Here is a 25523-nt window from a genome sequence, read left to right on the forward strand (position 1 = left end):
CGGTACGTTCGATTCAGTGAAAGCCGTAGATCTGCATCGTGGTCTCGCCGGCCTCGATGCGCTTGCAGATCGCCGCTTCGTCGAGTTCGCGCTGCGCGGCCTTTGCCACCACTTCGGCCGCACGGGCGCACGGGACCACGACCACACCGTCGCGGTCGCCGACGACCAGGTCGCCGGCCTCGACAGTCGTGTTGCCGAGCAGCACCGGCGCGTTGAGCCAGCCGATCGCGCCATAGTCCTTGCCCGTGCCGCGGATCGACAGGCCGCGCGAAAAGACCGGGAAACCGATCTGTTCGAGCAGGTCGGCATCGCGCACGCAGCCGTCGATGACGAGGCCCGCGAGACCGCGCACCTTGGCCGCCGTGGTCATGACCTCACCCCAGTAGCCATGGTCGTACGCGCCGTTCGTCGACACCACCAGCACGTCGCCCGGCCTCGCCGCGACGATGGCACGGTGCAGCCAGAGGTTGTCGCCTCCCGGCGAATGCACGGTGAACGCCGTGCCGCAGATCCTGAAGCCCGGCGCGACCGGCTTGATAGAAGTCGGCAGCACGCCGATCTTGCCGCCGGCCTCGTGCAGCGCGGCGGCCGGCACGTTCCGCGCGGCTTCGACGACCTCCCGGTCGACGCGTTCGAAATCGAGGCGGGTCGTGCTCGCCTGATCGTGTTCCTTGATGACGCTCATGCTCACTTCCCCCGGGTCTGCAGCTGGTGGTACTTGAACTGCTTGCGCGCCTCGTCGAGCCGCATGCCGCCACGGCAGGCCTCGCGGATCGCTTCTTCGGCGTGGTGAATCGTTTCGGCGACGTCGAGCACGGCGTCCTCGTGCTCGCGCGGGATGACGATCACGCCGTCGGCGTCGCCGCGCAACAGGTCGCCCGGCGCGACACGCGCTTCACCGATGTCGACCGGCACGTTCACGGCTTCGACCTGCACGCGGTCCTTGCCAGTGCGCATCCAGTGGTCGCGGCTGAACACGGGGTAACCGAGCTTCAGGCACAGCGCGACGTCGCGGCACACGCCGTTGATCACTGTGCCGGCGATGCCGCGGCGGTGCGCGATCTCGGTCAGGATGTCGCCCCACACGGTGGCGTCTTCACGGCCGCTGTTGTCGAGCACGACGATGCTGCCGACCGGCACATCGTCGATGAAGTCGCCCACCGTGCCCGGCGGGTTCGAAGCCGGACCGTACTTGATCGTAAAGGCGCGGCCGGCGGCGCGGAAATCAGTACTGCGCGGCTTGATCTTGTAGCACTGGCCAACGATGCCGAGCTTGTCGAGCGCGTCGGAGAGAGTCGCCGTATCGAGCTTCGCTGCACGCTCGACGTTTCGGTCCTGAGTCGTCATGGTATGGATTCCTGCTTATTCTCTGGGTTTGTCCGGATGCCGCTCACTTGAGCATGTGCTCGTAGTTGCCGCCCATCACCTGTCCGACCGGCGTGCCGGCCAGAATCGCCTTGGCCATCGCGGCCTCCTTGTTGACGATCATTTCGGCTACTTCCAGCACGGCTTCGATGTCGGCTGCTCGAATGAAGATCACGGCGCTGTTGTCGGCCACGACGTAGTCGCCCGCCTCCACGCGCACGTCGCCGATCTGCACCGGAATGTTCGTGCCTCTCTCGACCACGCGCGCGCGTGCGGTGCGCGCCGTCGTCGCGCGGCTGAACACCGGCAGTTCGTAGGCCACGGCTTCGTCGATGTCGCGCACCGGGCCGTCCGCGACCACGCCGGCCACGCCGCGCACCTTCGCCGCGAGCGACAGCAGACCGCCCCAGCAACCGGCTTCCACGCCGCTACGCTGTTCAACGACGATCACGTTCTCGCCGTCGGCCTGTTCAATGGCCGTGCAGCCAAGGTGCACCGGCGGCCCCGGGGGCGCTTCGCCGGTGTCGAGCTTGACGGTGATCGCGCGGCCCGCGATGCGGCCCGCACCGGCGCGTTGCGGCAAACCGCTCACCACACCGCTCAGCTTGAGTTTGTCGAGCGCGTCCGACACGGCGCAGCAATCGAGCCGGCGCAGGCGCTGTACGTTTTGGTCAGCCATGATGTGTTGTACTTTCCTGAAAGAAACTTGAGATGCGATGCGAGCGCCCTGTCCTGGGCGGACAGGACTAGCGCGTTCAGTCGAGCGTATGCCAGGCCGCGAAAGCGAGGCCCGTGCCGGTCAGGGCCGCCGTGCGGTAACCGGGCACGTAGGTGACCCATTCGAGGTCGAGCGACTTCATTGCCTCGACGCCGATGAGCCAGTTGCGAATCTCCGAGCTGCCAGCCTGAAGCTTCTTCGTATCGAGTGCAGCCAGCCATTCGGTGTCCTTGCGGCGGATCGCGTCGATGATGCCGTTGTCGAGTTCCTCGTCCACGACGAAGTGCGACAGGCCGCCCGATGCGAGCACGCCCACGCGCAGGTCTTCCGGATACGCCGCGATCAGCTCGCGCAGCGCTCGGCCGAGCTGGATGCAGCGGCGCGGGGTGGGCTGGTTCGGCGGATCGAACGTGTTGATGATGACCGGAATCACCGGCAGGTCGAGACCCTGCAAATAGCGGCGGTGGATGAACGAGAACGCATGCCCCTCGTACTGGTCGCGCTCGAGACCGTCCATCGCCGTGATGTCGAAATCGCGGTCGCACAGCTCGCGGATCAGCCAGCGCGCCATGTCGGCCTTGACCGGATAGTGCACGTCGGCATCCGGCTCCTGGCGCATCGTGCGCGCCTTCGCGTACCAGCTTTCGTTCGGGCTCGATACGCGCTTCGCGTTGCGGATCGTCTCGCCGTAGTAGATCGCGACGGCCGGATTGCAGGTCGTGCGAAACAGCTCGGTCTGGTCGTCGCCGACGACCAGCAGCACGTCGAGCTTCGCCGCGCGGATACGCTCGCGCATCTCGTCCATGGCCGCTTCGGCCCGATCGTAGCGCTCGCCCATTTTTTCGGCCGTCACCATCGCCTCAGAATCCGTCGGGGCGATCTTGAGCAGTTCGTCATAAGTCGTGGGGTTGCCAAGGCGGTCGAAGTAATGCGGATTCTTCGGATCGACCTGCTTGAAACCCTGCTGCCAGTCTTCGCGCTGGCAAACCAGCATGATGCTGTGCGATGAACCGAATCCGGCGACCAATCGTGCCATTTCGTCTCCCTGTTCTGTACCTGCCGTTAATGCGCGTCAGACCACGAAGGCTGAGCGCCACTGCTCGATCTGTCGATCGTCGTAGCCAAGCTCGTTCAGGATCGCCTGGGTATGCTCGCCCTGCTGCGGCGCGAGGCGCGGCGTCTGCGCGCGTGGGTAGCGCGACAGACGGAACGGCGTGCCGACGAGCGACACTTCGCCCTTGCCCGGCACGTTGGCCGGCCACGCGATGCCCAGATGCTTGACCTGCGGATCGTCGAATACTTCGTTGACCTTGTAGATCGGGCCGCACGGCACGCCGACCTTGATCAGCAGTTCGGTCCACTCGCGCGTGGTGCGCGTGAGGAACACCTCGCCGACCGCCTTGTTGACCGCATCGCGGTTTTCGACGCGCGCCGGGTCCGACTCGTAGCCGGGCTGGCCGACCAGGTGCACGAGGCCGAGCGCCTCGCACAGGCGCGCGAACATCGAATTGCCGATCGCGGCCAGGTTCAGGAAGCCGTCCTTTGTCGGAAACACGCCGGTCGGCACCGTGAGCGGATGCTCGTTGCCGACCTGCTGCGGCACCTTGTTGTCCACGAGCCACTGCGCGGCTTGAAAGTCGAGCATCGCGATCTGCGCTTCGAGCAGCGAGGTCTGCACCCATTGGCCCTCGCCCGAGGCTTCGCGTTCAAGCAGTGCGGTCATGATCGCCTGCGCACAGAAGTGCCCCGAACAAAGGTCTGCAATGGGGATGCCGACGCGCATCGGACCTTCGCCCGGTTTGCCGGTCAGGCTCATCAAGCCGCCCATGCCTTGCGCAATCGAGTCGAAACCGGGCCACTTCGCATACGGGCCGTCCTGGCCAAAGCCCGAAATGCTCGCGTACACGAGGCGCGGATTGACGGCACGCAAGGCTTCGTAGCCGATGCCGAGGCGATCCTTGACGTCGGGGCGGAAGTTTTCGATGAACACGTCGGCCCGCTGGACCAGTCCACGGAGAATCTCGAGGCCGGCCGGGTCCTTCATGTTCAGCGTCAGGCTCTCCTTGTTGCGGTGCAGGTTCTCATAGTCGGCGCGGTTATGATCGCGGCCGCCGATCATGTCGTCACCGCCCGGCGCGCCAGGCGGGATCTCCAGCTTGATCACGCGCGCGCCCATGTCCGCGAACACACGCATGGCCGTAGGGCCCGCGCGCACGCGCGAGGCGTCGATGAGCGTGAAACGCGACAGCGGACCCTTGCTGGGATCGTGGCGGCTGTGTTGTTCCTTGAAATCGGCTGACATGCCTGGTGTCCTCTCTGTGTTTCGTTCAGACCGGCGTGAACATCGCGACCGGATAGTCACCCTCGCTCGGCTTGAAGACGAGCTTCACGCGCTGGCCAATCGAGAGCGCTGCCGGATCGCAGTCGACCAGATTGGTCAGCATCGTCACGCCCTCGTCGAGCGTCACGTAAGCGAGCGTGTAGCGCCCCTCGTCCTTGCCCATCGTGCTGAACGAATAAACCGTGCCCACGCCTTTCGTGTCGAGCCATTCGGTGTTGGAGCTCATGCAATGCGGGCAGATGTCGCGCGGGTAGTAATGCGTTTCGCCGCAGTCCTCACAGCGCTTGATCAGCAGGCGGCCCTCTTTCGCGGCTTCCCAGAACGGCATGACCTCGGGCAGCACCCGCGGTGCATGGATGCGACGCGGGCCAGCAGGCTTCGCCGCGGGTCGCGCGGCGGGCGTGGCGCCCTGAGCCGGCGCGCCGGCAGTCGGTTGGGTCGTGCTCATGATTACTCCCGTTCCATGATCAGCGTGGCCGCGGTGTGACGCGACGCCAGCGCGCCGCCGATACCGTTCGCGAGCGCGATATCGCAGTTCTTGACCTGCACGGCGGGATGGGCCTCGCCACGCAACTGGCGCACCGCTTCGATCACCTTCGTGACGCCGCCGCGGTTGGCCGGATGGTTGTTGCACAGTCCACCGCCGTCGGTGTTGAACGGCAGCCTGCCGACGCCCGAGATCAGGTTGCCGTCCATCACGAACTTGCCGCCCTCACCCTTCCTGCAGAAGCCGAGGTCTTCGAGCTGCATGAGCACGGTGATCGTGAAGCTGTCGTACAGCGACGCGTACTTGATGTCCTGCGGCGTGAGACCGGCCTCGGCGAACGCAGCCGCACCCGACCACTTCGCCGCCGACCAGGTCAGGTCGATCTTGCCGCCAGCCGCGTGCTTGGGGGCCTCGCCCGTGCCACGCACCTTGACGAGCGGACGTTTGAGCTTCTTCGCGATTTCGGGGCGCGCGACGATCAGCGCACCGCCGCCGTCGCTCATCACGCAGCAATCCAGCCGATGCAGCGGATCGGACACCATCGGCGAATTGACGACGTCCTCGACGGTCACGACGTTGCGCAGCATCGCGTTCGGGTTGTGCTGAGCGTGGTGCGAGGCCGCGACCTTGATCCACGCGAGTTGTTCGCTGGTGGTGCCGAACTCGTGCATGTGACGCTTCGCGACCATGCCGTACAGATTCTGCGTGGCCGGGCCGAACGGCAGTTCGAACTGGACTTCCGGCGCGTCCGGGTCCGGCGCCTTCAGCGACAGCGCGGCGCCCGCTGCGCGCGGACGTCCCGCGAGCGTGATCAGCGCCACGTTGCAACGGTTGGCCTTGATCGCTTCGGCCGCGTGCGCCACGTGAAGAATCGGCGCGGAACCGCCGCACTCGGTCGAATCGACGTGGCGCAGCTTGAGTCCCAGGTACTCTGCGACTGAGGTGGTGCCGAGGCCCGGCGCGTCGCCAGCGCAGAAGTAACCGTCGATATCGTCCTTGCTGAGGCCTGCATCTTCGAGCGCGCCCTTTGCCACGTCGGCGTGCAGGCGCAGCACCGACAGGTCGTCGGCCTTGCGCGTCGGGTGCTCGTAAGCGCCGACGATATACGCTGCTCCGTTCAGGCTCATGCCGCCTCCAGTGCGAGACGCTGTGAGATGAAGCGTTGCAGATGCCAGCTCGCGTCGCCATAGGTCATGTTGATCGCGAACATGCGCTTGGCGTAGTGGCCGACGCGGCACTCTTCGGTCATACCCATGCCGCCGTGGAGCTGGATGCCCCATTCGCCGGCCGAGCGGCACGCGTCGCCGACATAGGCCTTCGCAGCCGACACGAACCGGCGGCGACGCTCGGGATCGTTCCCGTCGACGGCCATCGCGGCTGCGCAGGCCATCGACTTGCTCTGTTCGAGCGAGATCAGCATGTCGGCCACGCGGTGTTGCAGCGCCTGGAATTTCGCGAGCGGCGCGCCGAATTGCGTGCGCGTCGTCAGGTGTTCTGATGTGTGTTCGAGCAGTGCTTCGAGCACGCCGACCGACTCCGCCACCAGCGCGGCATTCGCGCGGTCGAGGGCAGCTTCGATCAGGTCGTGGGCTGCACCGGCAGCACCGATCAGATCGGCCTTGCTCACGGCCACGCCGTCGAATCTGACGTGCGCGGCTTCGCGTGCATCGATCGTCTGGAAGTTGCGCAGGCTGATGCCGGGCGCCTTCGCGTCCACGAGGAACAGCGACAGGCCGTGTTTGTCGCCGCGCTGGCCCGCGGTACGCACGGCCACCACGAAGGCATGGGCGATCGCGGCGTCGAACACGATCGTCTTCGTGCCATTGATCTTCCAGCCGTCGCCGGTTTCAGTGGCGGGCACAGCCAGTTGCGCAATGTCGTAACGCGCCTCGGCTTCGCTGACGGCGAACGCCAGCGCCTCCTCGCCCGTTGCCACGGCTTCGAGCCGTGCAACCTTCTGTTCGACGCTGCCGGCCGAGCCGATCAGCGTAGCAGCAGGCAGGCCGCTCGCCAGCCAACCGGCGCCGCCGAGCGCGCGGCCGAGCTGCTGCGCGACTAGCATCGTTTCCACCGCTCCGTAACCGCTGCCGCCGTGATCGGCGTCGATCACGAGACCGGTCAGGCCCATCTCGGCGAGGCCCCGGCGACGCTTCGCGGCCAGTTCCTTGTCCTCGGCGTTGCCGCGCAGATGCACCGGATATTCGCCATCGCAGAAGCGGCGCACGGCGTCTTGCAGCGAGACGTGATCTTCAGTCAGAGAAAAATCCATGTTCGTATTCCGCCTCAAGCATTGAAGAACGCGCGGCTGATCAGATTGCGCTGCACTTCGTTGGTCCCGCCGTAGATCGACACCTTGCGTGCGTCGAAGTAGTTCGCCGCGACCGCGATCAGTTCGTCCGGGCTCGGGCCTTCGTAGCCGGCCATATCGAGCATGGCCTGCTCGTCGAACGGCACGGCGAACGGGCCGGCGATTTCTGTCAGCAGTGCGTAGATGCCCTGGCGCAGCTCCGTGCCGCGCACCTTGAGCATCGGCGCTTCGACCGAAGGCACGCGGCTCGCCTGGTTCGCGCTCAGCATGCGCAGGCCGGTGAATTCGAGCGCCATGACCTCGACCTCGAAGCGGCTGATGCGCGACTGGAGCAACGGATCGTTTTCGAGGCCCTGCTGCTTCGCGAGGTGTTTGGCTCGCGCAAGCTGCTGCTTGCACGAACCGATACCGGCGATACCGGTGCGCTCGTGGCCCAGCAGAAACTTGCCGTAGGTCCAGCCCTTGTTCAGTTCGCCGACGAGGTTCTCCTTCGGCACGCGCACGTTGTCGAGGTAGACCTCGTTCAGGTCGGTACCTCCTTCGAGCATCCTGATCGGGCGAACTTCGACGCCCGGCGCGTGCATGTCGATCAGCAGGAACGAGATGCCTTCCTGGGGCTTCGCGCCCGGATCGGTGCGCACGAGCGCGAACATCATGTCGCACCAGTGCGCGTACGAGGTCCACACCTTGTGGCCGTTGACGACGAAGTGATCGCCGTCGAGCACGGCCGTCGTGCGCACTGCCGCGAGGTCCGAGCCCGCGCCCGGCTCCGAAAATCCCTGCGCCCACCAGGTTTCGCTGCGCAGGATCTTCGGGATGTATTTCGCCTTTTGCTCCGGCGTGCCGAACGCATTGAGCACCGGGCCCAGCATGTTGATGCCGCTCGCCACGATACGCGGCGCGCCGCCCAGCAGGGTCTCTTCGTCGAAGATGTAGCGCTGGACGTGCGTCCAGCCCGGGCCACCGTGTTCCTTTTTCCACGACGGCGCGATCCAGCCTTTCTCGTAGAGCTTCGTGTACCACTCGACGTAGTCCTCGCGCTCGATGCGCAAACCGAGTTCGGTCTTGCGCTTCAGGCGCGGTGACAAGTTTTGCTTCACGAACTCGCGCACTTCGGCGCGGAATGCCTGGTCCTCGGCAGAGAATTCCAGCTTCATTCGATATGTCTCCTCTGGTCCGGGGCTCAGTGATGGGCGGGGCCTTGGGCGCCGCATACCACGAGTGCGTCGAGCGCCAGCACGCGGTCCGGATAGGCCACCAGCGGATTGACGTCGATTTCGGTGATGTCGGGGTTCGCGCGCATCTGGCCGGCAATCGCCGCCACGGCCTTCGCAACGGCCTTGATGTCCACGCCTGCCGCGCCGCGCACGCCTTCGAGCATCGCTGCCGCCTTCAGGCGGCCAAGCTCGACGACGATGTCGTCTTCCGACATGTCTGGCGGCACGAGGCGCACGTCCTTGAGCACTTCGATGAAGATGCCGCCAAGACCCACGAGCACGACCGGCCCCCAGTCGGCGTCGCGCTTGGCGCCCACCACGAGTTCAAGACCGCGCGGGCCCATCGCTTCGACCAGCGCGCCGTCGAGCACCAGATCCGGACGGTGCGACTTCACGCTCGTGTGCAGCTTGTCCCACCCGGCGCGCAGCGCGGCGGCGTCGGCGAGGCCGACTACCACGCCACCGACGTCGCTCTTGTGCGGCAGTTCGCTTGCCTGGGCCTTGAGCACGACCGGGTAGCCGATTTCGTCGGCGATCTTCAGCGCTTCGTCGAGCGACTTCGCGAGACCGCCTTTCGGCACCGGCAGACCGGCCGCGGCGAGCCAGCGCTTGCCCTGGTATTCGGCGAAGATGCCGTTCGGCGGCACGGCGCCCGGCAGCGGGATCGCCTGCGGCGCTTCGGTACGGGCCCGCCCGGCACGCGCCAGCGATTCGCCATACAAGGCCACGCGGGCGCACGCACGCAGCGCGCGGTCCGGCGAACGGAAGAACGGCACGCCGCTCGCGGCGATCGCTTCCGTGAAGAAATCTTCGAGTTTGTTGTTGTCACCCATCACGGCGAGCACGGCCGGCTTGGTTGCGCGCGCAAGAGCCGGCACGAGGTAGTCGGCCTTGTCGCGCTGGGCGATCGACGGCCCGCCCATGATCGAGAGCACGAGCGAACCGATGTTCGGATCGGCCAGCACCGTATCGATCAGTTCGCCGATCAGGCCCGGGTTGCGCACGCCGATCGTGGTGTAGTCGAGCGGGTTGTCGGCCACGGCGTAGTCGGGCAGCAGCTCGGTCAGCTTCCGGAGGGTCGGCTCGCTCAGGCGCGGCAGCGTCAGGCCGATGTCCTCGGCGAAATCGAGCGTGATGTTCTTGACCGCGCCCGACGCCGTCATCACGGCGGTACCGGCCGCCGGCGGCACCGGGAAGCGCGCCAGAATCGTCGTCGTGTCGAACAGTTCGTCGAGTGAATCAACGACCACCACGCCTTCGCGCGCCAGCAGCACGCTCGCCGTCGCGTGATCGCCTGCCAGTGCGCCGGTGTGCGACTGCGCTGCCTCGCGGGCGCGCGCGCTCTTGCCGGGCATCAACATCACGATCGGCTTGCCGGCCGCGCGTGCTTCGCGCGCGAGCAGCAGGAACGTCTGCGGGCGGCGGATCTGCTCGGCGTAAACCGCAATCGCGCTCGTTTGCGGATCGGCGATGAACCAGGCCAGGTAGTCTTCGATACCGAGGCTCGCCTCGTTACCGGTCGAAACGGTTGCCGTCATCGGCTGGCCGCGGCCCATGAACGCGTCGCGGAGGTTCGCGGCCATCGCGCCGCTCTGCGCCACCACGCCCACGCCACGGCGGCCGCCGGGCGGGTACGGCGCCACGGCTTCGAAGGTCACCGGCACGCCGGCCTCGAAGTTCGTGAAGCCCATGCAGTTCGGACCGATCAGCGCAACGCCGCCTTCGGTTGCCACTCGCGCCAGTTCTTCCTGCTTCGCGCGGCCTTCGTCACCCGCCTCGGCATAGCCCGACGCGAAGATCACGGCGGCGCCGGCCTTCAGCGTTCCGAGCGTGCGCACCGTGTCGAGCACGCCCGACTCGGGAATGCACAACACGACCAGATCGATACCTTCCGGCAGCGCCTCGACGCTGCTCACGCACGGGCGGCCATTGATTTCCTGGCTGCTGCGCGACACGAGATGGATATCGCCCGCATAACCGAAACGCTCGAGGTTCTGCAGAACGAAATTACCGAAAGCGCGCGGATCGGCAGACGCACCGACGATCGCGATCGACTTCGGCTTGAGCACACGCTCGACCGGCTGCACGCCGGCGACATCAATAAGGCTCTTGCTCATCTGATCTGACCTGTGACGTTGAGTGAATCGCGGATCTGGCATACCAGAGTCCGATGTGATGCGACACATTCTGGCATACCAGACACACTAGCTCAATACACCAGAAGCACAAAACCGACCCTAGTATTTCCCCTAGGTAACAGTAGAAGGCGCCTGGTAATTCATTACATCTATTTGACTTATAAGGATTTTATGTCCACGGTGCGCGTTCTCGGGATGCTGCGCAGATAAACCAAGAGAAACACCACGTTGCATACCCGATAGGCATGTTGGTATATTTTGGCCATCCATCCACATACCCAACCGAGTTATTCCATGAAACTGGCAGTCGAGCCCACTCTTGAGTGCAGCGCCGGGCCTGGCGAAGCGCCCCAGGCGCCCGCGCGCAGTAGGGCCAGTCTCGCGAGCGATATTCGGGCCACCCTGCAGGCCGAAATCGAACAGGGCAAGCTCGCCCCGGGCACGCCGATCGACGAGCGTGCGCTCGCGGCCCGATTCAATGTGTCGCGCACGCCGGTGCGCGAGGCACTGCAGCATCTCGTTGCGCGCGATCTGGTGGTGATCTCGCCGCGCCAGGGCATTACCGTGGCGCGCCTGTCGATTGCCAACGTGCGCGCCATGCTGGAATACATCGGCGAGCTCGAGACACTGTGCGCGCGTTTCGCCGCGCGCCGCGCGGGCGACGAGTTGCGCGAGCAACTGGACCACGCCCTGATGGCATGCCAGCAGGCGGCCATAGAGGGCGACACAGACCAGTATGCGATCGCCAATGCGCAATTCCACGACTTGATTTACGAAGGCAGCCGCAACCAGTACCTGGCCGAGCAGATCCGCACAGCGCGCCGCCGTTCGGCGCGCTATCGCATGGCCGACCTGCGCAGCCGCGGCCAGATCGCGCGTTCGCTGCAAGAGCACTTCGACATCGCGCGTGCGATCCAGAGCGGCAACGAAGCCAAAGCCGCCGAAGTGATGATGAAACACGTGCCCGCCGGCACCACCGGTTTCTCCGAATTCCTCGCGGCCGTGCCGCGCCATTTCTTCGATCTGGCCGCGGACTGACGCGCGCCCTTCACCACCTGCAAACACGGAGGAGACATGCCCCAATCCATCGACGTTCCCGGCCTCGCGCACAAGGTACCGATCCCGGTCGGTTCGCGCGTCGGCAATGTGCTGTGCTCGTCTGCGATTGCGGGCAAGGATCCCGTCACCGGCAAGCTCGCCGAGACCCCGGCCGATCAGGTGCGCCTCGCGTTCGAAAACCTCAAGCGCTTCCTCGATGCGGGCGGCGCCGCGCTGGACCATGTGTTGAAGCTGGCCGTCTACGTCAAGGACGACTCGGTGCGCGAACACATCAACGCGCACTGGCTGGCCTTCTGGCCTGATGCCGCGCATCGGCCGGCGCGCCACGTGACCGTGCACGATCTGCAGCACGGCATGGTTATCCAGCTCGAAATCCTTGCGGTAATCGCTTGAGCGCCGCAACGCGCGCCGCACACGAGTTATCGCAGTCTTTTGCAGAACACCCCGAACTCAACCGAGGCTCATCCATGATCATCGATTCCCACGCACACGTCGTCTTGCCCCCGCAAAGCTTCCGCTACATGGCGGAACTCGTCGGCGGCCGCGCGAATCCATCGACCACGCCGAACATCCCCGACGAAGCAGTGCGCAAGCAGGCCGAGGAGCTCGTGCGCAGCATGGATTCGGTCGGCACCGACATCCAGTTCATCTCGCCGCGCCCCTACCTGCAGATGCACTCGGTCAAGCCGGCGCGCGTGACCGAACTGTGGACGCGTCACTGCAACGACCTGATCAAGCGCTTCGTCGACATGTTCCCGGATCGCTTCCGTGGCGTGGCCGGCCTGCCGCAGTTCATGAACGACTCGCCGGCTGAGCGCTGCGTCGCCGAACTCAAGCGCTGCGTGAACGAACTCGGCTTCGTCGGCACGCTGCTGAACCCGGACCCGACCGAAGGCGAAGGCCCGGCACCGGCCGGCCTCGGCGACCCGTTCTGGTATCCGCTCTATGACGCGATGACCGAGCTGGACGTGCCGGCGCTGATCCACTCGGCAGGCAGCTGCAACCCGCGCGAGTCGTACACGCTGAAGTTCATCAACGAAGAAAACATTGCCGTGATCTCGCTGCTCGAATCGAAGGTGTTCGAGAAGTATCCGAACCTGAAGATCATCGTCGCGCACGGCGGCGGCGCGATTCCGTACCAGATGGGCCGCTTCCGTTCGTGGGCCGCGCGCCGCAACAGCCCGCAGACGTTCGACGAGCAGCTCAGAAAGCTCTACTTCGATACCTGCAACTACTCGAAGGATTCGATCGAGCTGCTGCTGAAGGTCGCCGGCACTGACAACGTGATGTTTGGCACCGAAAAGCCAGGCACGGGCAGCGCGCGCGATCCGATCTCGGGCCGCGACTACGACGACATGAAACCGGTCATCGAAAGCATCGAGTGGCTGAACGACGAGCAGCGCAAGAACATCTTCGAATGCAACTGCACGCGCGTCTACACGCGCGCCTTCCGCAACTACAAGGGCTGACGCGCAAGACGCGAACGCTCGAGAGGACAGATCATGGCAATGACTCGTGAGGACAATGAGCTGCTGACGCGCGTCGAGAACGGCGCGCCGATGGGCGACATGATCCGCCAGCACTACTGGATTCCGGCCGTGCCATCGGCAAAGCTCGTGGCCGATGGCGCACCGGTGCTCGTGCGCCTGCTCGGCACGAACTATGTGGCGTTCCGCGCGACCGACGGCCGCGTCGGCATCGTGGACGAACTGTGCCCGCACCGCCGCACGTCGCTGATGATGGCGCGTAACGAGAACAACGGCCTGCGCTGCATCTTCCACGGCTGGAAGATAGACGCGACCGGTGCCGTCGTCGAGGCGCCGAACCAGGTCGGCGATCAGGCGCATTTCTGCAAGCGCGTGAAGACCGGCCAGTACCGCGTCGAAGAGCGCGGCGGTCTCGTCTGGGTGTGGCTCGGCAAGGGCGACACCGCGCCGCGCTTTCCTGAGCTGCCGTTCATGGACCTGCCGCCCGAGCACCGCTCGGTCACGAGCGTCGAAGTACCGACTAACTGGGTCCAGGCCGTCGAAGCGTCGATGGATTCGTCGCATGTCGGCGTGCTGCACGAGTCGACCACGCAGATCACCGCGGGCGGCGGCAACGAGCGCATGATCATGACGAAGGCGCTCGCGCCGCGCTTCGAATTCGAAGACCGGCCGTATGGCTACCGCTATGCTGCCCTGCGCGACACGCCGGACGAGAAGGTCTACGCGCGCGTCAACAACTTCGTGATGCCGTGGTACGGCATCATCTGTCCGCCCGACGCGCAGGGCCCGACCACGGTGTTCTTCTCGACCCCGGTCGACGACGTGACGCACCGCGCCTGGTTCGTGCAGTACAACCCGCACCGCCCACTCGGCATGACGATCATGTCGGCCACGCCCGACGTCTGGAACTTCCCGCCGCTGCCGCCGGGCACACGCGAGCAATCGTTCGGCCAGAACCGCGATCTGATGAAGCGCGGCCACGCGACGGGCTTCCACCAGCACCTCGGCACGGAAGACTTCGCGATGTTCCTAGGCCAAGGTCCGATCTACGACCGCACGCAGGAACAACTGTGCTCGGCCGACGGCGCCGTGCTGCGCGTGCGCGCACTGCTGCTCAAGGCGGCGCGCGAGTTCATGGCGGGCAAGACGCCGACCCTCGCCGACAGCCCGGAACTCGATTACTCGAAGGCCGTCTCGGTTGGCGGCGTGCTGCAGGCTGGCGTCGACTGGCGCACCCTGGTCGACACAAAGTAGTACCTACGAAATGACCACCATGTTCGCACCTACCCTCAAGCTGCGTGTCGCGTCGGTTGAGGCACCGACCTCGCTGATCAAGTCCCTCACGCTCGAAGCCGGGGACGGCGCGCTACTGCCGGGCTATGCGCCGGGCGCGCATATCCAGGTTGAAATCCCGGCTACCGTCGGCGGTGTGTCGCAATGGCGCTCGTATTCGCTGATCAATTCCGATCCGCAGATCGATACGCGCGCCGGCGTGCGCGCCTACCGTCTCGGCATCCGGCGCGAGGACGAAGGCCGCGGTGGTTCGCGCTTCATGCACACACTGCAGGCCGGCGCCACGCTCACCGTGCGAGCGCCGGTCAACCACTTCCCGCTCGCCGCGCCGCCATCGGTAATCCTGATTGCCGGTGGTATCGGCATTACACCGATGGCGGCAATGGCAGCGGAACTGAGCGCACTCGAACGCGACTACACGCTGCACTTCTCGGGCCGAACGCGCGACGCGCTGCCGTTCGTCGAAGAACTGCGCGCGTTCGCGGGCGAGCGCCTCGTGCTGCACGCGGACGACGACAGCGCCACGCGCCTGTCGATTGACGCGCTGCTCGGCGGCGCCCAGCTCAACCAGCCAATCTACGTGTGCGGGCCGGCCGGCATGATCGACGCGGTGCTCGCGTCGGCACGCCAACGCGGTTGGCACGAGTGCGACCTGCATTACGAACTGTTCAGCGAAGCTGCACCGCAGGAAGGCGACGCGACCTTTGAAATCGAACTGAAGAACTCGGGCAAGGTACTGACCGTACCCGCCGACAAGTCGGTGCTCGATACCCTGCTCGAAAACGGCGTCGACGTCATGTACGACTGCCGCGCCGGTTACTGCGGCCTGTGCTCGACGCAAGTCTGCGGCGGCGAAATCGACCACCGCGATACCTACCTGTCGGAGGCGGACAAGGCTGCCGGCAAGATCATGCAAGTCTGCGTCTCGCGCTGCAAGAGCGAGCGCCTCGTGCTCAAGCTGTAACCGGTTGATTCGCGCCACTGAACATCATCAGACAACCCATCCAACGGAGCGCCCTATGAGCGAAACTCTGGTTACCTATGAACTCGACGGCGCAGTGGCCTTGATCGGCTTGAATCGTCCGGAAAAGCGCAACGCGATCAACGAAGACGTGATCTCGCAACTGCGCGACGCGGTCAACCGCGCCGGCGACGAAGCCATGTGCGGCGTGATCTACGGCCATGGCGGCAGCTTTTCGGCCGGCCTCGACCTGCGTGAGGCGCTATCTCGCGCGACCGGCCAGACTGCACCGCCGAAGAAGCGCCGCCGCCACTCGTGGCACGAAGTGTTCGACCTGATCGCACGCGGTCCGATCCCGTTCGTCGCGGCGCTGCACGGCGCCGTGGTGGGCGGGGGGCTGGAACTGGCGACCGCCGCGCATGTTCGCGTCGGCGACAAGACCTGCTTCTTCGGCTTGCCTGAGGGCCAGCGCGGCATTTTCGTCGGTGGCGGCGGTACCGTGCGTATCCAGCGCGTGGTCGGCTACACCATGATGGCCGACATGATGCTGACCGGCCGCCTGCTCAATGCAGAAGAAGGTCAGCGCGAGCACATCATCACCTACCTGACGCCCGAAGGCGGCGCGCTCGAGAAGGCGAAGGAAATCGCAGCAAAGATCGCGCAGAACGTGCCCGACACCAACTGGCGCATCACCAACCTGCTGCCGCGCGTCAACGACCTCTCGCACGAGGACGGCCTGTTCCTCGAATACATGAGTTCGAACATGATGCGCTCGCCCGAAACCGCCGCACGTCTGCAGAATTTCGTGGACGGAAACGCCAAACTCGTCAAGCCGGAGTAATGCAAGGATGAACGCACCCGCAGAACTCACGCCGCAGGAATCCGCGGCATTCGCCCATGTGAAAAACGCCGAAAAGGCCGCCGCGCACATCCCTGTTGCGGCCGGTGCCGAGCCGCGCCATGTCGGACGGGCAGCCGTGATCGGCGCGGGCACGATGGGCGGGGGCATCGCCATGGCGTTGGTTGCGACCGGCATCCCGGTCACATTGATCGACGCCAACGACGAAGGCCTGCAGCGTGGCCTCGCACGCATTCGCGACAACTACGACCAGAGCATCAAGCGCGGCAAGCTGGACGAATCCACGCGCGATGCGCGCCTTGCCCTGATCACGGGCTCGACCGCGATCGCCGACGTCACGGACGCCGACATCGTGATCGAAGCCGTGTTCGAAGACCTCGGCCTCAAGCAAGGCATTTTCCGCGAACTCGATCAGCACGCGAAGGCTGGCGCGATACTCGCAACCAACACGTCGGGCCTCGACATCAACGAGATCGCCGCTGTCACGAAGCGCCCGCAGGACGTGGTGGGCGCACACTTCTTCAGCCCGGCGCACGTGATGCGTCTGCTCGAGGTCGTGCGTGCCGACAAGACTTCCGACGAAGCCGTCGTCACGCTGATGGAACTCGGCCGCCGCATGGGCAAGGTGTCGGTGTACTCGCTCGTGTACCCGGGTTTCATCGGCAATGCGCTGTTCCGCAACTACAACCGCGAAGCCCACTTCCTCGTCGAAGACGGCGCACTGCCACACGAAGTCGATGCCGCGCTCAAGGATTTCGGCTACGCAATGGGTATTTTCGCGGTGCACGATATGGCAGGGAACGACGTCGGTTACCAGACGCGCAAGGCGCAGATGTCCACGCGTGCGAACGACCGCCGCTGGAACGACCTGATCATGAAGCTGGTCGAGATGGGCCGCCTCGGACAGAAGAGCGGCAAGGGCTGGTACCGCTATGAAGCGGGCGACCGCACGCCGCATCGCGATCCGGAAATCGAACAGTACATCGTCGAGGAATCGGCACGCATGGGCATCACGCGCCGTCGGATCTCGCAGGAAGAGATCATCAAGCGCTGCATGTACGGCATGATCAACGAAGGCGCGAAGCTGCTCGAACAGGGTATCGCGCTGCGCGCAAGCGATATCGACGTCGTGTACGTGACCGGCTACGGCTTCCCGGCCAGGCGCGGCGGCCCGATGTACTACGCCGACCAGATCGGCCTCGCCAACGTCTACCAGGACATCAAGCGCCTCTATGAAGAGTACGGCTACTGGTGGAAGCCGGCGCCGCTACTTGAAAGGCTTGCGGCCGGCAACGGCAGGTTTGCCGATCTCTGATCTCACCCATTTAGAGCATGCTGGCCGCTTCACGCGGCCGCATGACTCGAATACAAAGGCCAGACTTCATGTGGATGAGTGTCTGGCCTTGTAGCGTGGCGCCTGAGGCACGACATGCCGGGAAACCCCGTACATGCCTGCACTGGTTCTTGTGGACCGCTTAGAACGTGTGACGGATACCGACTTGCACAGCGAGCTGGTTGGCCGTGCTCGAACGGCCGTTTCCATAAATTGCATGCGTACCGACGGTGGCACCGTACGACATCGGCGTCGAGATCAGGAAGTTGTCGGCAAATTGGCGACCAGCAAATGCATGCTGCAGGGTGCCAAAGGCATACACGTCAGTGCGTTTCGACAGGCGATAGTCGGCACCGAAGCTATACAGATTGAATTTGCCGAGCTGACGCTGATCCATATAGGTAAAACCCGCACCCAACGTCACAAACGGCGAAGCCTCATAGGTCACGCCTGCTTCATAGCCGCTCGACACCACGGTGCCAAGCGTCCGGCTATTCGCATTCGTGTAGGTGTACACACCATTCAAGGCGAAGCGATCACCGAGACGCACTTGACCAGCCAATGCTGCAGTGTAAATCGCATCCGCCTGCAGGGCGTATTGCGCCATCGTACCTGCACCCGGGCCACCAGTTGCACCGACGGCACCGCCTTGCGTGCGAGTAAAGCTTGCGGCCACCGAGTACGGCGCCCTCAACGTACCGGTCGGACTGTATTTCAGGCCAGCACTGAACACGCTCGCAGCGCCGTTAAACGTACCGCCGAGACGACCCGGTGTATTGCTGAAACCATACATCACGCCGGCACCAAAGCCATGCCAGATCGGCGTTTCATAACGCACCATGTTGCTGACCGGCTCACCGGCCAGGCGGTCGACGTCGTACGCACCGTGGAACGCATACGACGGGGCGAACTGAGCGACGTTCGCGTAGTACGAAATGTAGTCGTAGATGAAGTCGTAGTCGTAACCGGCGATCAAGGTGCCGAACTTCTCGCTAGCCAGACCGACAAAAGCCCGGCGGCCGAACAGTGCACCACCGTGCGTAGCCGCACCGGTATTCAGCGAAAAACCGTTTTCGAGCGTGAAGATCGCCTTCAGACCGCCGCCCAGGTCTTCATTGCCATGCAGGCCCCAGCGCGAAGCCTGGTTGATACCGTCATCGAGCTTGAACAGCGAACTGCCTTTCACGTTGCTCACGTAGGTCAAGCCATTATCCAGAATGCCGTACAGCGTGACGCTGCTTTGTGCATAGGCCCCCACTGAAGCAAGCGCTGCGATCGCGCCCGCCATTGCCTTCTTCTTCATCTCCGTCTCCACGCTTCTCAACTTCTGATTGAATAAAAATTGCCGGATAGCGTTGCAACCTGAGCGTCGATCCATGTCAGACATGACCGTTTGGTACCTGTCCCAACCAAACGACGATCGATTGCTTATATCCCACGAAATCACCTTGGAATATTAAAAGCATTCTTGCGCATACCTGAATGGCGCGCAAGAATACATTAAGGATTTCGGGTCATGGTTTTCCCACCCCGCCATACGAGGGGGACGGTATCAGGCGCGGAGGCTTGCCAGCTCAGGCATACACCTCGGGTCAGGAAGATTTCAAGGGGCGGAAGGTGGCGCGGACGGGACGAATCGTGCAGCGTGGCGATGCATACCTACAACGCCATGCGTGTATACCTATTGCACCGCACCTGCCGATCAGCTATTTCCGCCAGAAAAAACCCCTTGGGAGCGTCAGCTCAAAACCAAGGGGCACGGCGTGTGTGATATTCGGGATATCGGGGCAGACGCAGCCGGTCAATCGTCCTCGTAGATGGGTTCGACCGACGAAAGGTCGGCTTCGCGGCCCGGCGCGGGCGCGCTGGCGAAGTATTCGGCCGGCAGTGTCGCGAGGAACTCCGAAAAGCCCGCATCGCCGCCCGGCGAGTGCTCGGCCATGGCGGCTTCTGCCGCGCTTTCATCGCCGGACAACAAGGCTTGCGCCAGCTTCTGGTGATCGGCGATCGCCTTTTCGCGCCGGCTCGGCGCGAGAAACGGCTTGGGCCGGTAACGCGAAATCAGGCGGCGAATCGAACGAATCTGATCGGCCAGATAATCGTTATGGCAGGCATTGCAGATCACTTCGTGGAATGCCACGTTAGCGCGGGCGAAACCGCGCGCATCGCTTTCCTGCAATGCGGCCACCCCTTCGTCGATCGCTTTTTGCAGGGCCGCGCGCTGCTGGTCGTTCATGCGCCGCGCAGCGAGGCGGGCCGACACGACCTCGAGCTCGCTGAGCAGTTCGAGCACGTCGCGCAGTTGCGGAACCGACATCTTGCTCACGAATACGCCCTGCCGCGGAACGATCTGCACATACCGCTGCGCGGCAAGCTGCTGCAGCGCCTCGCGAATCGGCGTGCGTGAGACATTGAAGCGCGCCGCCAGCGCCCGCTCGTCGAGCGTTGCGCCCGGGACCAGCTCACCGCGCTCAATTTCCGCTTCGAGAAGCGCCTTGATTTCGGCCGACCGGCTCATTTTCGCGACTTGGCTCATTGAACGAGAATGAAAAACATAAGAGGTTGAAGAAGGAAGGAGCGCGAGGAAAAAATGCCTGCGCCAGCACGCATCCTTATGATACCCCATCGGTATACCAGGTATCATTGCCCAGATCAGGCCCAATGAGAAACGGCGCCGTGTTTGCACACGGCGCCGTCAGACGCTGATCGCCAAACAGGACTTAGCGGTTCTTCAGATGGCGCGCCGCCCGGAGGTAATGGAAGGCCGACCAGATCAGCACCACGCTCACCGTCAGCATGGCATAGCGCACACCATTGGCCGAGGCGTCATGGCAAGCCGATGCGAACGGACCCTGCAGCGCGGGCGCGGCACCATGCGGTCCATTCGGCGCGGTACACACCGCGTGGAAATCGCCCTGCGCGAACAGGTGCGATGCGAAACGATCGCTGAGGAAACCCACCGTCGGCGTACCGAGGCCCTGACCTATCAGATTCATCAGCAGGAACACAATGGCCGACGCGGTGGCACGCATGCGCGGCTGGACGATGCTCTGCACCACCGCGAAGGTCGGGCCATTCCACATGTTCAGTAGGATGGCGCCGATGAACAGCAGCGCCACGCTCACCTGCCACTGATCCGCGATGAAGGCGAGCGCCAGCAGCGGAAAACCGAGTCCAGTGCCCAGCGCCGGGATCCGCGCATACCAGCGGCGATCCTTGGCGCTGGCCCAGTCCGCCGACACGCCGCCGAGCGTGTTGCCGATGATGCCGCCCACGCCCAGCACCAGACCAAAAATCAGGCCAGCTTGAGCGAAGCTCATGTTGTAGACGCGGATGAAATACATCGGGATGAACAGGTTGATACCGTACTGGGCAAACGCGCCGATCACAGTCCCGAGCAGCATCTGCACGAAAGCGCGGCTCGAGATCAACAGCTTGAACACGGCACTGAGCGGCGGCGCATTGGCGCCGGTGCTGGCTGCGACACCATCGGCGCCACCTCGCTTGGGTTCACGCAGCGTAAGCCACGCCAGCAAGCCGAACACGAGACCCGGCAGGCCTACCACATAGAACACCGGACGCCAGCCCAGATGCTGGACGAGCCAGCCGCCGCCGAACGCGCCGGCCAGCACGCCGATGGGCGGGCCCAGCGCATAGATCGCGAGCGCGCTGGCCCGACGGCCCGGACCGAACTCGTCGGCGATCAGCGAGTGCGAGGTCGGTGTGCTGCCGGCTTCGCCGACCCCTACGCCGAGGCGATACAGCATCAGTTGCCAGAAGCTGCCTGCGGTGCCGCACAGCGCGGTCATCGCCGACCAGCAGACAATCGAGATCGAGATCAGCACGACGCGGTTGAATTTGTCGGCCAGGCGCGCAATCGGCAGGCCGAGCACCGAATAGAAAATCGAAAACGCGAGGCCGCCGAGCAGGCCGACCTGAAAATCGCTGAGGCTCATGTCGATCTTCACGGCCTGGCCAACGACCGCAATGATGATGCGATCGACGAAGCTCGACGCGTAGATCAGCACCAGCAGCAGCAGAAACCATCCTCGATACCAGCTGCTGCTCGATCTCGTGCCCATGTTCTGGGCGGTTAGTTCCTTCATATCGGATGTCTCCACTATTCACGACTTCGGCTATCCGGCTGGCCGAACGATCACTCGTTCCTGTCGGTCTTTATGTATGCCACGATATGTATCGTGGAATTTTTTTTAGATTCTCCAGCATAACCATGGGCCGCGCAATAACAAGACGGCCCTGGATGCGTCATCGTTTTCACCTAGCCGCAGTTGCGTCCACGACGAGCCTCTCGCCAGCATTTCTCTTGTACTGGTAAACCGCAATTCGACATTGGCCCACCAAACGCTGTCGGCATATGCCACACAGGCCTTTCGCTATAAAGAGACAATGAGCCTGTTGCGCGGAACATGTGCTGCGGCGCCATCAGCCTGGGCATGATTCGCAACGGGACCGACCTTTTCGCCTTCGGACAACTATGAGAATGACTTTGAACCGAAGGCCGGGTTCGCTAATGGCGGTCCTTAGCTCGGGTTGATCTTGATCGGTGCCTTGGCAGCCTGGCAGAACCGCGCGTCGATGAGGCAGGACCGGCGCGGACAACTTGTGGCGATCGTTCAGCAAGCGCTAGACGTGACCCAGCACTATCGCCAGCTTGCGCAACAGGGGACGCTAAGCGACGCCGACGCGCGGCTGCAGGCGCTTGCGACGCTGGCGACCATGCATTACGGCAAGGACGGTTATGTTGCAGTCAATGATTCGCACTACGTGATTCTGATGAGTCCGGTGATCCCGAAGATGAACGGAAAGGACGGCAGTCGAGATCGCAGCAGCTGATAGCGATCTGTCCCAGCGGACCGAGGAGCAGGCGCCCGCGCTGGTGCAGACGGCATGGGCGGCCAGAATGCTGGAAAACACCAGGCCCTGCGAGAGGACGCGTCAGTATACTGAGCCACTGCTGCCGGGCGTCGTCGCCTCGGAAAGACTGGGCGCGCGCGTCGGATTCACCTGGAGGATGACAAACATGCTGCGCATCGTTCTTCGCTGTCTGATGGCTCTTTCCGCGATCGTTGCCAGTATTCTGCCGGCGGCAGCGTATGCGGATGCCGCGCACCCCGTAGTCGCGTTGCTGCCCGGGGTGACCGATCCGTTCTACTTCACCATGTATCGCGGCGCCCAGCGTGCAGCGAAAGAAGAGAACGTGCAGTTGCTCTTCCAGGTTCCGAAAGCCTGGAACACGACCGAGCAGGTGCCGATCCTCAAGGCGTTCATCGCCAAGCATCCCGACGTGCTGCTCGTCTCGCCCGTCGACAAGCAACAGATGATCGGCCCGCTCAAGGAGGCCGCCGACGCCGGCATCAAAGTCGTCACCGTAGACACCTATATCGGCGATGGTCACTACCAGACCGGCAAAGGCGACGCCGATTTCCCGCTCTCCTATATTGCTTCGGATAACCTGGAAGGCGGCCGCGTGGCGGCCCGCGCGCTGGCAAAGGCAGTCGGCGACAAGGGCACGGTCTATTGCGAGAACAACAAGCCGGGCATCTCGAGCACCGACGCTCGCGCGCAAGGCTTCATGGAGGAGATGAAGAAGCACCCGAACATCAAGGTGCTCGAAACGCAGTACAACGAGGATGATGCCAACCGCGCCGCCGCGCATGTGGCGGCCGTGCTCGCGCGCAATCCCGACCTTGCGGGCGTGTTCGGCGCAAACACGTTTTCGGGCAGCGGTGCCGCGCAAGGCGTAAAGGCGGCGGGTAGGCAAGGCCAGGTGAAGGTCGTCGTGTTCGACGCAGTGCCCGGCATCGACGAACAGATCCGGAGCGGACTCGTCGATATCGCCATCGCGCAACGTCCAGACGAAATCGGCTACTACGGCGTGAAATTTGCCGCGGACGCAATCCGCGGCAAGCCGGTCCCCACCATCAAGAGCACCGGCTTCGTCGTGCTCGACCGCTCGAACATCGACAAGCCCGAGACGAAGCAGTACATCTACTCGAACTGACCAAAGCGAAAGGGCCTGCGCGCGCATAACATGAATGACGAGCGTCTGGATCGCCTCGGACTGGTCAGCAAGGTATGGCCGTGGCTGTTCTTCGGGGCGCTGCTCGTGTTCTTCGAAGCGTGGGCGCGCATTGCCGCGCACCGCTCGTTCGTCTTCAACGCATATAACCTGCAGTCCATCGCGCTCGCCGCGAGTGCACCGCTGTTGCTCGCCATTGGGCAGACTTTCGTGATCGTCACGGCAGGCATCGACCTGTCGGTCGGATTCGTCATGGGCCTGGCCGCCGTGTGCGTCGCGCAGTTCACGCTTTTCGGCGGCGGCTCGCCGTGGATTCTGTTGCTCTCTATTCCACTCACAATCGCCGTGTGCCTGATTCCGGGCTTCGTTAATGGCGTGCTGATCGCACGACTCGGCGTACCCGCTTTCATCGGCACCCTTGGCATGTACGGCGTCGCGCGCGGCGCGGGCTTTCTCGCCGCAGGCAGCGGGATGACAGTGGCAGTCGACAACCCCGGCCTCGCTTGGCTTGGGCGCGGCTGGACGCCCGTCGTGCTCACTGCCCTGCTGCTCGCGTTCATGCACTTCATCTTGTCGCAAACGCGATTCGGCCAGTACACGTACGCCATCGGAGGAAATCCGCAATCGGCCGTGCGCGCGGGCATCAATGTGCGCCGCCATCTGTTTGCAATCTATCTGATCGCCGCAGCCTTCGCGGCGGTCGGCGGAATCGTCTACACCGCGCGCTTTGCCGCAGGCGCGGCCAACGCCGGCGAGCCGATGCTGCTCGACTCGATCGCCGCCGTCGTGATCGGCGGTGCGAGCCTCTTTGGCGGTACTGGCACCGTGATCGGCACGCTGATCGGTTCGCTCATCATCGCAGTCATTGAATTCGGGCTCGTATTTATCGACGTCAATGCGTTCTGGCAATTTATCGTCGTGGGGATCGTGATCATCGTCTCGGTGCTGATCGATCAATACAAGGAGCGGCTGGGAGGCGCGCAATGAGCCACGCGGCTGCGACGCCGATACTCGAAGCGCGCGACATCTCGATCCGTTTCGGCGGCGTCGAGGCCCTCAAGCGCGTCTCGCTCCAGTTGACGCAGGGTGAAGTGCTCGCGCTCGCCGGCGATAACGGTGCGGGCAAGTCCACGCTCATCAAGATACTTTCTGGTGTCTATCATGCCGATGCGGGCGAATTGCGCTTCGACGGCCGCCCCATGCAATTGCGCGACCCGCAGGACGCCCGGGAACAAGGCATTGAGACGATCTATCAGGATCTCGCACTCGCCGACAATCTCGACGTAGGCAGCAACATCTTTCTGGGCCGCGAACCCACGCGCCGGAAATTGGGCTTTCGGGTAATCGACCGGGCGCGCATGGCCCAAGTCGCACGCGAGGTGCTGGAACGGCTCGATATCGTGATTGCGCAGCGCAAGCTGACCGGCCCGGTGAAGATGCTTTCGGGCGGCCAGCGCCAGGCTATCGCCATTGGCCGCGCCATCTACTGGAATGCACGCGTGCTCATCATGGACGAACCGACGGCCGCGCTCGGCGTGCCGGAGCAGCGCAAGGTGATGGCGCTGATCGGCTCGTTGAAGGCGCAGGGCGTGGCCGTGATTCTCATCTCCCATAACCTGCACGATATTTTCGCGGTATCCGACCGGGTCATCGTGTTGCGCCGTGGCGAGGTGGCAGGCGAGCGCCGCATCGAGCAGACGAACGGTGACGAGATCGTGCGGCTGATGGTGGGCGATGGTTTCGCGAACGGCGCACGGTGATGCCTGCGCCCCGTTCCATGCGCTTCAATTGCTCAGCGCTCGCCGATCCCAGTGCTGCCCCGGTTGCGGGCACCGCTGATCAACCGCGAGCTGCCGGCGGGTCGATTGGTCAGCTTATTCGAGCACGAGCTCGATGATGAGCGGCACTGTATCTTTA

General features: G+C 64.0%; 24 protein-coding genes. 11 read left to right on the plus strand and 13 right to left on the minus strand.

What is annotated here, in order from left to right; genetic code table 11:
* Positions 1–13: 13 nt before the first annotated feature.
* From LJ655_RS10575 to LJ655_RS10620, 10 genes are all read right to left on the minus strand, one after another.
* On the minus strand, positions 14–685 hold the full coding sequence (locus LJ655_RS10575) for a 4-carboxy-4-hydroxy-2-oxoadipate aldolase/oxaloacetate decarboxylase (RefSeq protein WP_230561192.1): 672 nt from the start codon (positions 683–685) through the stop codon (positions 14–16).
* Positions 686–687: 2 nt separating this feature from the next.
* Positions 688–1347: an RraA family protein gene (locus tag LJ655_RS10580; RefSeq protein ID WP_230561193.1), complete on the minus strand. Its 660-nt coding sequence runs from the start codon at positions 1345–1347 to the stop codon at positions 688–690.
* A 43-nt stretch (positions 1348–1390) separates the two neighbouring features.
* Positions 1391–2044: an RraA family protein gene (locus tag LJ655_RS10585; protein ID WP_230561194.1), complete on the minus strand. Its 654-nt coding sequence runs from the start codon at positions 2042–2044 to the stop codon at positions 1391–1393.
* A 76-nt stretch (positions 2045–2120) separates the two neighbouring features.
* Complete coding sequence (locus LJ655_RS10590) at positions 2121–3119, minus strand: DODA-type extradiol aromatic ring-opening family dioxygenase (protein ID WP_230561195.1); 999 nt, start codon at positions 3117–3119, stop codon at positions 2121–2123.
* A gap of 36 nt (positions 3120–3155) precedes the next feature.
* Positions 3156–4385 carry a CaiB/BaiF CoA transferase family protein gene (locus LJ655_RS10595; protein WP_230561196.1) on the minus strand — a complete coding sequence of 410 codons (1230 nt, stop codon included), beginning with the start codon at positions 4383–4385 and terminating at the stop codon, positions 3156–3158.
* A 25-nt stretch (positions 4386–4410) separates the two neighbouring features.
* The gene (locus tag LJ655_RS10600) at positions 4411–4872 is read right to left on the minus strand and encodes a Zn-ribbon domain-containing OB-fold protein (RefSeq protein ID WP_230561197.1); all 462 of its coding nucleotides are present in this window, start codon (positions 4870–4872) and stop codon (positions 4411–4413) included.
* Between the two features lie 2 nt (positions 4873–4874).
* Complete coding sequence (locus LJ655_RS10605) at positions 4875–6038, minus strand: thiolase domain-containing protein (RefSeq protein WP_230561198.1); 1164 nt, start codon at positions 6036–6038, stop codon at positions 4875–4877.
* Positions 6035–7180, minus strand: coding sequence for an acyl-CoA dehydrogenase family protein (locus LJ655_RS10610; protein ID WP_230561199.1), 1146 nt, complete (start codon positions 7178–7180; stop codon positions 6035–6037). Before LJ655_RS10610 ends, LJ655_RS10605 begins: the two co-directional genes overlap by 4 nt.
* Positions 7181–7194: 14 nt before the next feature.
* Positions 7195–8376 (minus strand): acyl-CoA dehydrogenase family protein, encoded by a 1182-nt coding sequence (locus tag LJ655_RS10615; RefSeq protein ID WP_230561200.1) that lies wholly within the window; start codon positions 8374–8376, stop codon positions 7195–7197.
* A gap of 26 nt (positions 8377–8402) precedes the next feature.
* Entirely contained in the window at positions 8403–10553 is a 2151-nt protein-coding gene (locus LJ655_RS10620; protein WP_230561201.1) for an acetate--CoA ligase family protein, read from the minus strand.
* Positions 10554–10868: 315 nt separating this feature from the next.
* On the opposite strand from LJ655_RS10620, the gene LJ655_RS10625 reads away from it, so the two are divergent.
* The 7 genes from LJ655_RS10625 to LJ655_RS10655 all read left to right on the plus strand — a co-directional run bounded on the left by LJ655_RS10625 (position 10869) and on the right by LJ655_RS10655 (position 17548).
* Positions 10869–11612, plus strand: a complete 744-nt coding sequence (locus LJ655_RS10625) for a GntR family transcriptional regulator (protein ID WP_230561202.1) — start codon at positions 10869–10871, stop codon at positions 11610–11612.
* Between the two features lie 36 nt (positions 11613–11648).
* Entirely contained in the window at positions 11649–12026 is a 378-nt protein-coding gene (locus LJ655_RS10630) for a RidA family protein (protein ID WP_230561203.1), read from the plus strand.
* 74 nt (positions 12027–12100) lie between these two features.
* The gene (locus LJ655_RS10635) at positions 12101–13102 is read left to right on the plus strand and encodes an amidohydrolase family protein (protein WP_230561204.1); all 1002 of its coding nucleotides are present in this window, start codon (positions 12101–12103) and stop codon (positions 13100–13102) included.
* A 33-nt stretch (positions 13103–13135) separates the two neighbouring features.
* On the plus strand, positions 13136–14374 hold the full coding sequence (locus tag LJ655_RS10640; RefSeq protein ID WP_230561205.1) for an aromatic ring-hydroxylating oxygenase subunit alpha: 1239 nt from the start codon (positions 13136–13138) through the stop codon (positions 14372–14374).
* Between the two features lie 19 nt (positions 14375–14393).
* The gene (locus LJ655_RS10645) at positions 14394–15377 is read left to right on the plus strand and encodes a PDR/VanB family oxidoreductase (protein ID WP_230561206.1); all 984 of its coding nucleotides are present in this window, start codon (positions 14394–14396) and stop codon (positions 15375–15377) included.
* A gap of 55 nt (positions 15378–15432) precedes the next feature.
* Positions 15433–16215, plus strand: a complete 783-nt coding sequence (locus LJ655_RS10650) for a crotonase/enoyl-CoA hydratase family protein (protein WP_230561207.1) — start codon at positions 15433–15435, stop codon at positions 16213–16215.
* A gap of 7 nt (positions 16216–16222) precedes the next feature.
* Complete coding sequence (locus LJ655_RS10655; RefSeq protein WP_230561208.1) at positions 16223–17548, plus strand: 3-hydroxyacyl-CoA dehydrogenase; 1326 nt, start codon at positions 16223–16225, stop codon at positions 17546–17548.
* Positions 17549–17708: 160 nt separating this feature from the next.
* Here LJ655_RS10655 and LJ655_RS10660 read toward each other — a convergent pair whose 3' ends face one another.
* The 3 genes from LJ655_RS10660 to LJ655_RS10670 form a co-directional block, all read right to left on the minus strand.
* Positions 17709–18869: a porin gene (locus LJ655_RS10660; protein WP_230561209.1), complete on the minus strand. Its 1161-nt coding sequence runs from the start codon at positions 18867–18869 to the stop codon at positions 17709–17711.
* 498 nt (positions 18870–19367) lie between these two features.
* Positions 19368–20084 carry a GntR family transcriptional regulator gene (locus LJ655_RS10665; protein ID WP_230561210.1) on the minus strand — a complete coding sequence of 239 codons (717 nt, stop codon included), beginning with the start codon at positions 20082–20084 and terminating at the stop codon, positions 19368–19370.
* Positions 20085–20286: 202 nt separating this feature from the next.
* Positions 20287–21672 (minus strand): spinster family MFS transporter, encoded by a 1386-nt coding sequence (locus tag LJ655_RS10670; RefSeq protein WP_230561211.1) that lies wholly within the window; start codon positions 21670–21672, stop codon positions 20287–20289.
* A gap of 490 nt (positions 21673–22162) precedes the next feature.
* Here LJ655_RS10670 and LJ655_RS10675 point away from each other — a divergent pair, with 490 nt between their 5' ends.
* The 4 genes from LJ655_RS10675 (at position 22163) to LJ655_RS10690 (ending at position 25366) form a co-directional block, all read left to right on the plus strand.
* A complete protein-coding gene (locus LJ655_RS10675) occupies positions 22163–22420 on the plus strand; it encodes a cache domain-containing protein (RefSeq protein WP_268991431.1) in 258 nt (85 codons plus the stop codon).
* Between the two features lie 187 nt (positions 22421–22607).
* Positions 22608–23588 carry an ABC transporter substrate-binding protein gene (locus LJ655_RS10680; RefSeq protein ID WP_230561213.1) on the plus strand — a complete coding sequence of 327 codons (981 nt, stop codon included), beginning with the start codon at positions 22608–22610 and terminating at the stop codon, positions 23586–23588.
* A 30-nt stretch (positions 23589–23618) separates the two neighbouring features.
* Complete coding sequence (locus LJ655_RS10685) at positions 23619–24593, plus strand: ABC transporter permease subunit (RefSeq protein ID WP_230561214.1); 975 nt, start codon at positions 23619–23621, stop codon at positions 24591–24593.
* Positions 24590–25366, plus strand: a complete 777-nt coding sequence (locus LJ655_RS10690) for an ATP-binding cassette domain-containing protein (RefSeq protein WP_268991400.1) — start codon at positions 24590–24592, stop codon at positions 25364–25366. The genes LJ655_RS10685 and LJ655_RS10690 overlap by 4 nt, the downstream gene beginning before the upstream one ends.
* Positions 25367–25523 lie beyond the last annotated feature (157 nt).

This window comes from Paraburkholderia translucens (assembly GCF_020881035.1).
Lineage (GTDB): Bacteria > Pseudomonadota > Gammaproteobacteria > Burkholderiales > Burkholderiaceae > Paraburkholderia > Paraburkholderia translucens.

What these genes read in the sequence shown, in the direction of transcription:
- LJ655_RS10575 (WP_230561192.1), bottom strand. Translation starts at nt 685, where the DNA reads ATGAGCGTCATCAAGGAACACGATCAGGCGAGCACGACCCGCCTCGAT.
- LJ655_RS10635 (WP_230561204.1), top strand. Translation starts at nt 12,101, where the DNA reads ATGATCATCGATTCCCACGCACACGTCGTCTTGCCCCCGCAAAGCTTC.
- LJ655_RS10670 (WP_230561211.1), bottom strand. Translation starts at nt 21,672, where the DNA reads ATGAAGGAACTAACCGCCCAGAACATGGGCACGAGATCGAGCAGCAGC.
- LJ655_RS10665 (WP_230561210.1), bottom strand. Translation starts at nt 20,084, where the DNA reads ATGAGCCGGTCGGCCGAAATCAAGGCGCTTCTCGAAGCGGAAATTGAG.
- LJ655_RS10625 (WP_230561202.1), top strand. Translation starts at nt 10,869, where the DNA reads ATGAAACTGGCAGTCGAGCCCACTCTTGAGTGCAGCGCCGGGCCTGGC.
- LJ655_RS10595 (WP_230561196.1), bottom strand. Translation starts at nt 4,385, where the DNA reads ATGTCAGCCGATTTCAAGGAACAACACAGCCGCCACGATCCCAGCAAG.
- LJ655_RS10685 (WP_230561214.1), top strand. Translation starts at nt 23,619, where the DNA reads ATGAATGACGAGCGTCTGGATCGCCTCGGACTGGTCAGCAAGGTATGG.
- LJ655_RS10655 (WP_230561208.1), top strand. Translation starts at nt 16,223, where the DNA reads ATGAACGCACCCGCAGAACTCACGCCGCAGGAATCCGCGGCATTCGCC.
- LJ655_RS10690 (WP_268991400.1), top strand. Translation starts at nt 24,590, where the DNA reads ATGAGCCACGCGGCTGCGACGCCGATACTCGAAGCGCGCGACATCTCG.
- LJ655_RS10630 (WP_230561203.1), top strand. Translation starts at nt 11,649, where the DNA reads ATGCCCCAATCCATCGACGTTCCCGGCCTCGCGCACAAGGTACCGATC.
- LJ655_RS10640 (WP_230561205.1), top strand. Translation starts at nt 13,136, where the DNA reads ATGGCAATGACTCGTGAGGACAATGAGCTGCTGACGCGCGTCGAGAAC.
- LJ655_RS10590 (WP_230561195.1), bottom strand. Translation starts at nt 3,119, where the DNA reads ATGGCACGATTGGTCGCCGGATTCGGTTCATCGCACAGCATCATGCTG.
- LJ655_RS10650 (WP_230561207.1), top strand. Translation starts at nt 15,433, where the DNA reads ATGAGCGAAACTCTGGTTACCTATGAACTCGACGGCGCAGTGGCCTTG.
- LJ655_RS10610 (WP_230561199.1), bottom strand. Translation starts at nt 7,180, where the DNA reads ATGGATTTTTCTCTGACTGAAGATCACGTCTCGCTGCAAGACGCCGTG.
- LJ655_RS10680 (WP_230561213.1), top strand. Translation starts at nt 22,608, where the DNA reads ATGCTGCGCATCGTTCTTCGCTGTCTGATGGCTCTTTCCGCGATCGTT.
- LJ655_RS10585 (WP_230561194.1), bottom strand. Translation starts at nt 2,044, where the DNA reads ATGGCTGACCAAAACGTACAGCGCCTGCGCCGGCTCGATTGCTGCGCC.
- LJ655_RS10600 (WP_230561197.1), bottom strand. Translation starts at nt 4,872, where the DNA reads ATGAGCACGACCCAACCGACTGCCGGCGCGCCGGCTCAGGGCGCCACG.
- LJ655_RS10605 (WP_230561198.1), bottom strand. Translation starts at nt 6,038, where the DNA reads ATGAGCCTGAACGGAGCAGCGTATATCGTCGGCGCTTACGAGCACCCG.
- LJ655_RS10660 (WP_230561209.1), bottom strand. Translation starts at nt 18,869, where the DNA reads ATGAAGAAGAAGGCAATGGCGGGCGCGATCGCAGCGCTTGCTTCAGTG.
- LJ655_RS10580 (WP_230561193.1), bottom strand. Translation starts at nt 1,347, where the DNA reads ATGACGACTCAGGACCGAAACGTCGAGCGTGCAGCGAAGCTCGATACG.
- LJ655_RS10675 (WP_268991431.1), top strand. Translation starts at nt 22,163, where the DNA reads ATGAGGCAGGACCGGCGCGGACAACTTGTGGCGATCGTTCAGCAAGCG.
- LJ655_RS10615 (WP_230561200.1), bottom strand. Translation starts at nt 8,376, where the DNA reads ATGAAGCTGGAATTCTCTGCCGAGGACCAGGCATTCCGCGCCGAAGTG.
- LJ655_RS10645 (WP_230561206.1), top strand. Translation starts at nt 14,394, where the DNA reads ATGTTCGCACCTACCCTCAAGCTGCGTGTCGCGTCGGTTGAGGCACCG.
- LJ655_RS10620 (WP_230561201.1), bottom strand. Translation starts at nt 10,553, where the DNA reads ATGAGCAAGAGCCTTATTGATGTCGCCGGCGTGCAGCCGGTCGAGCGT.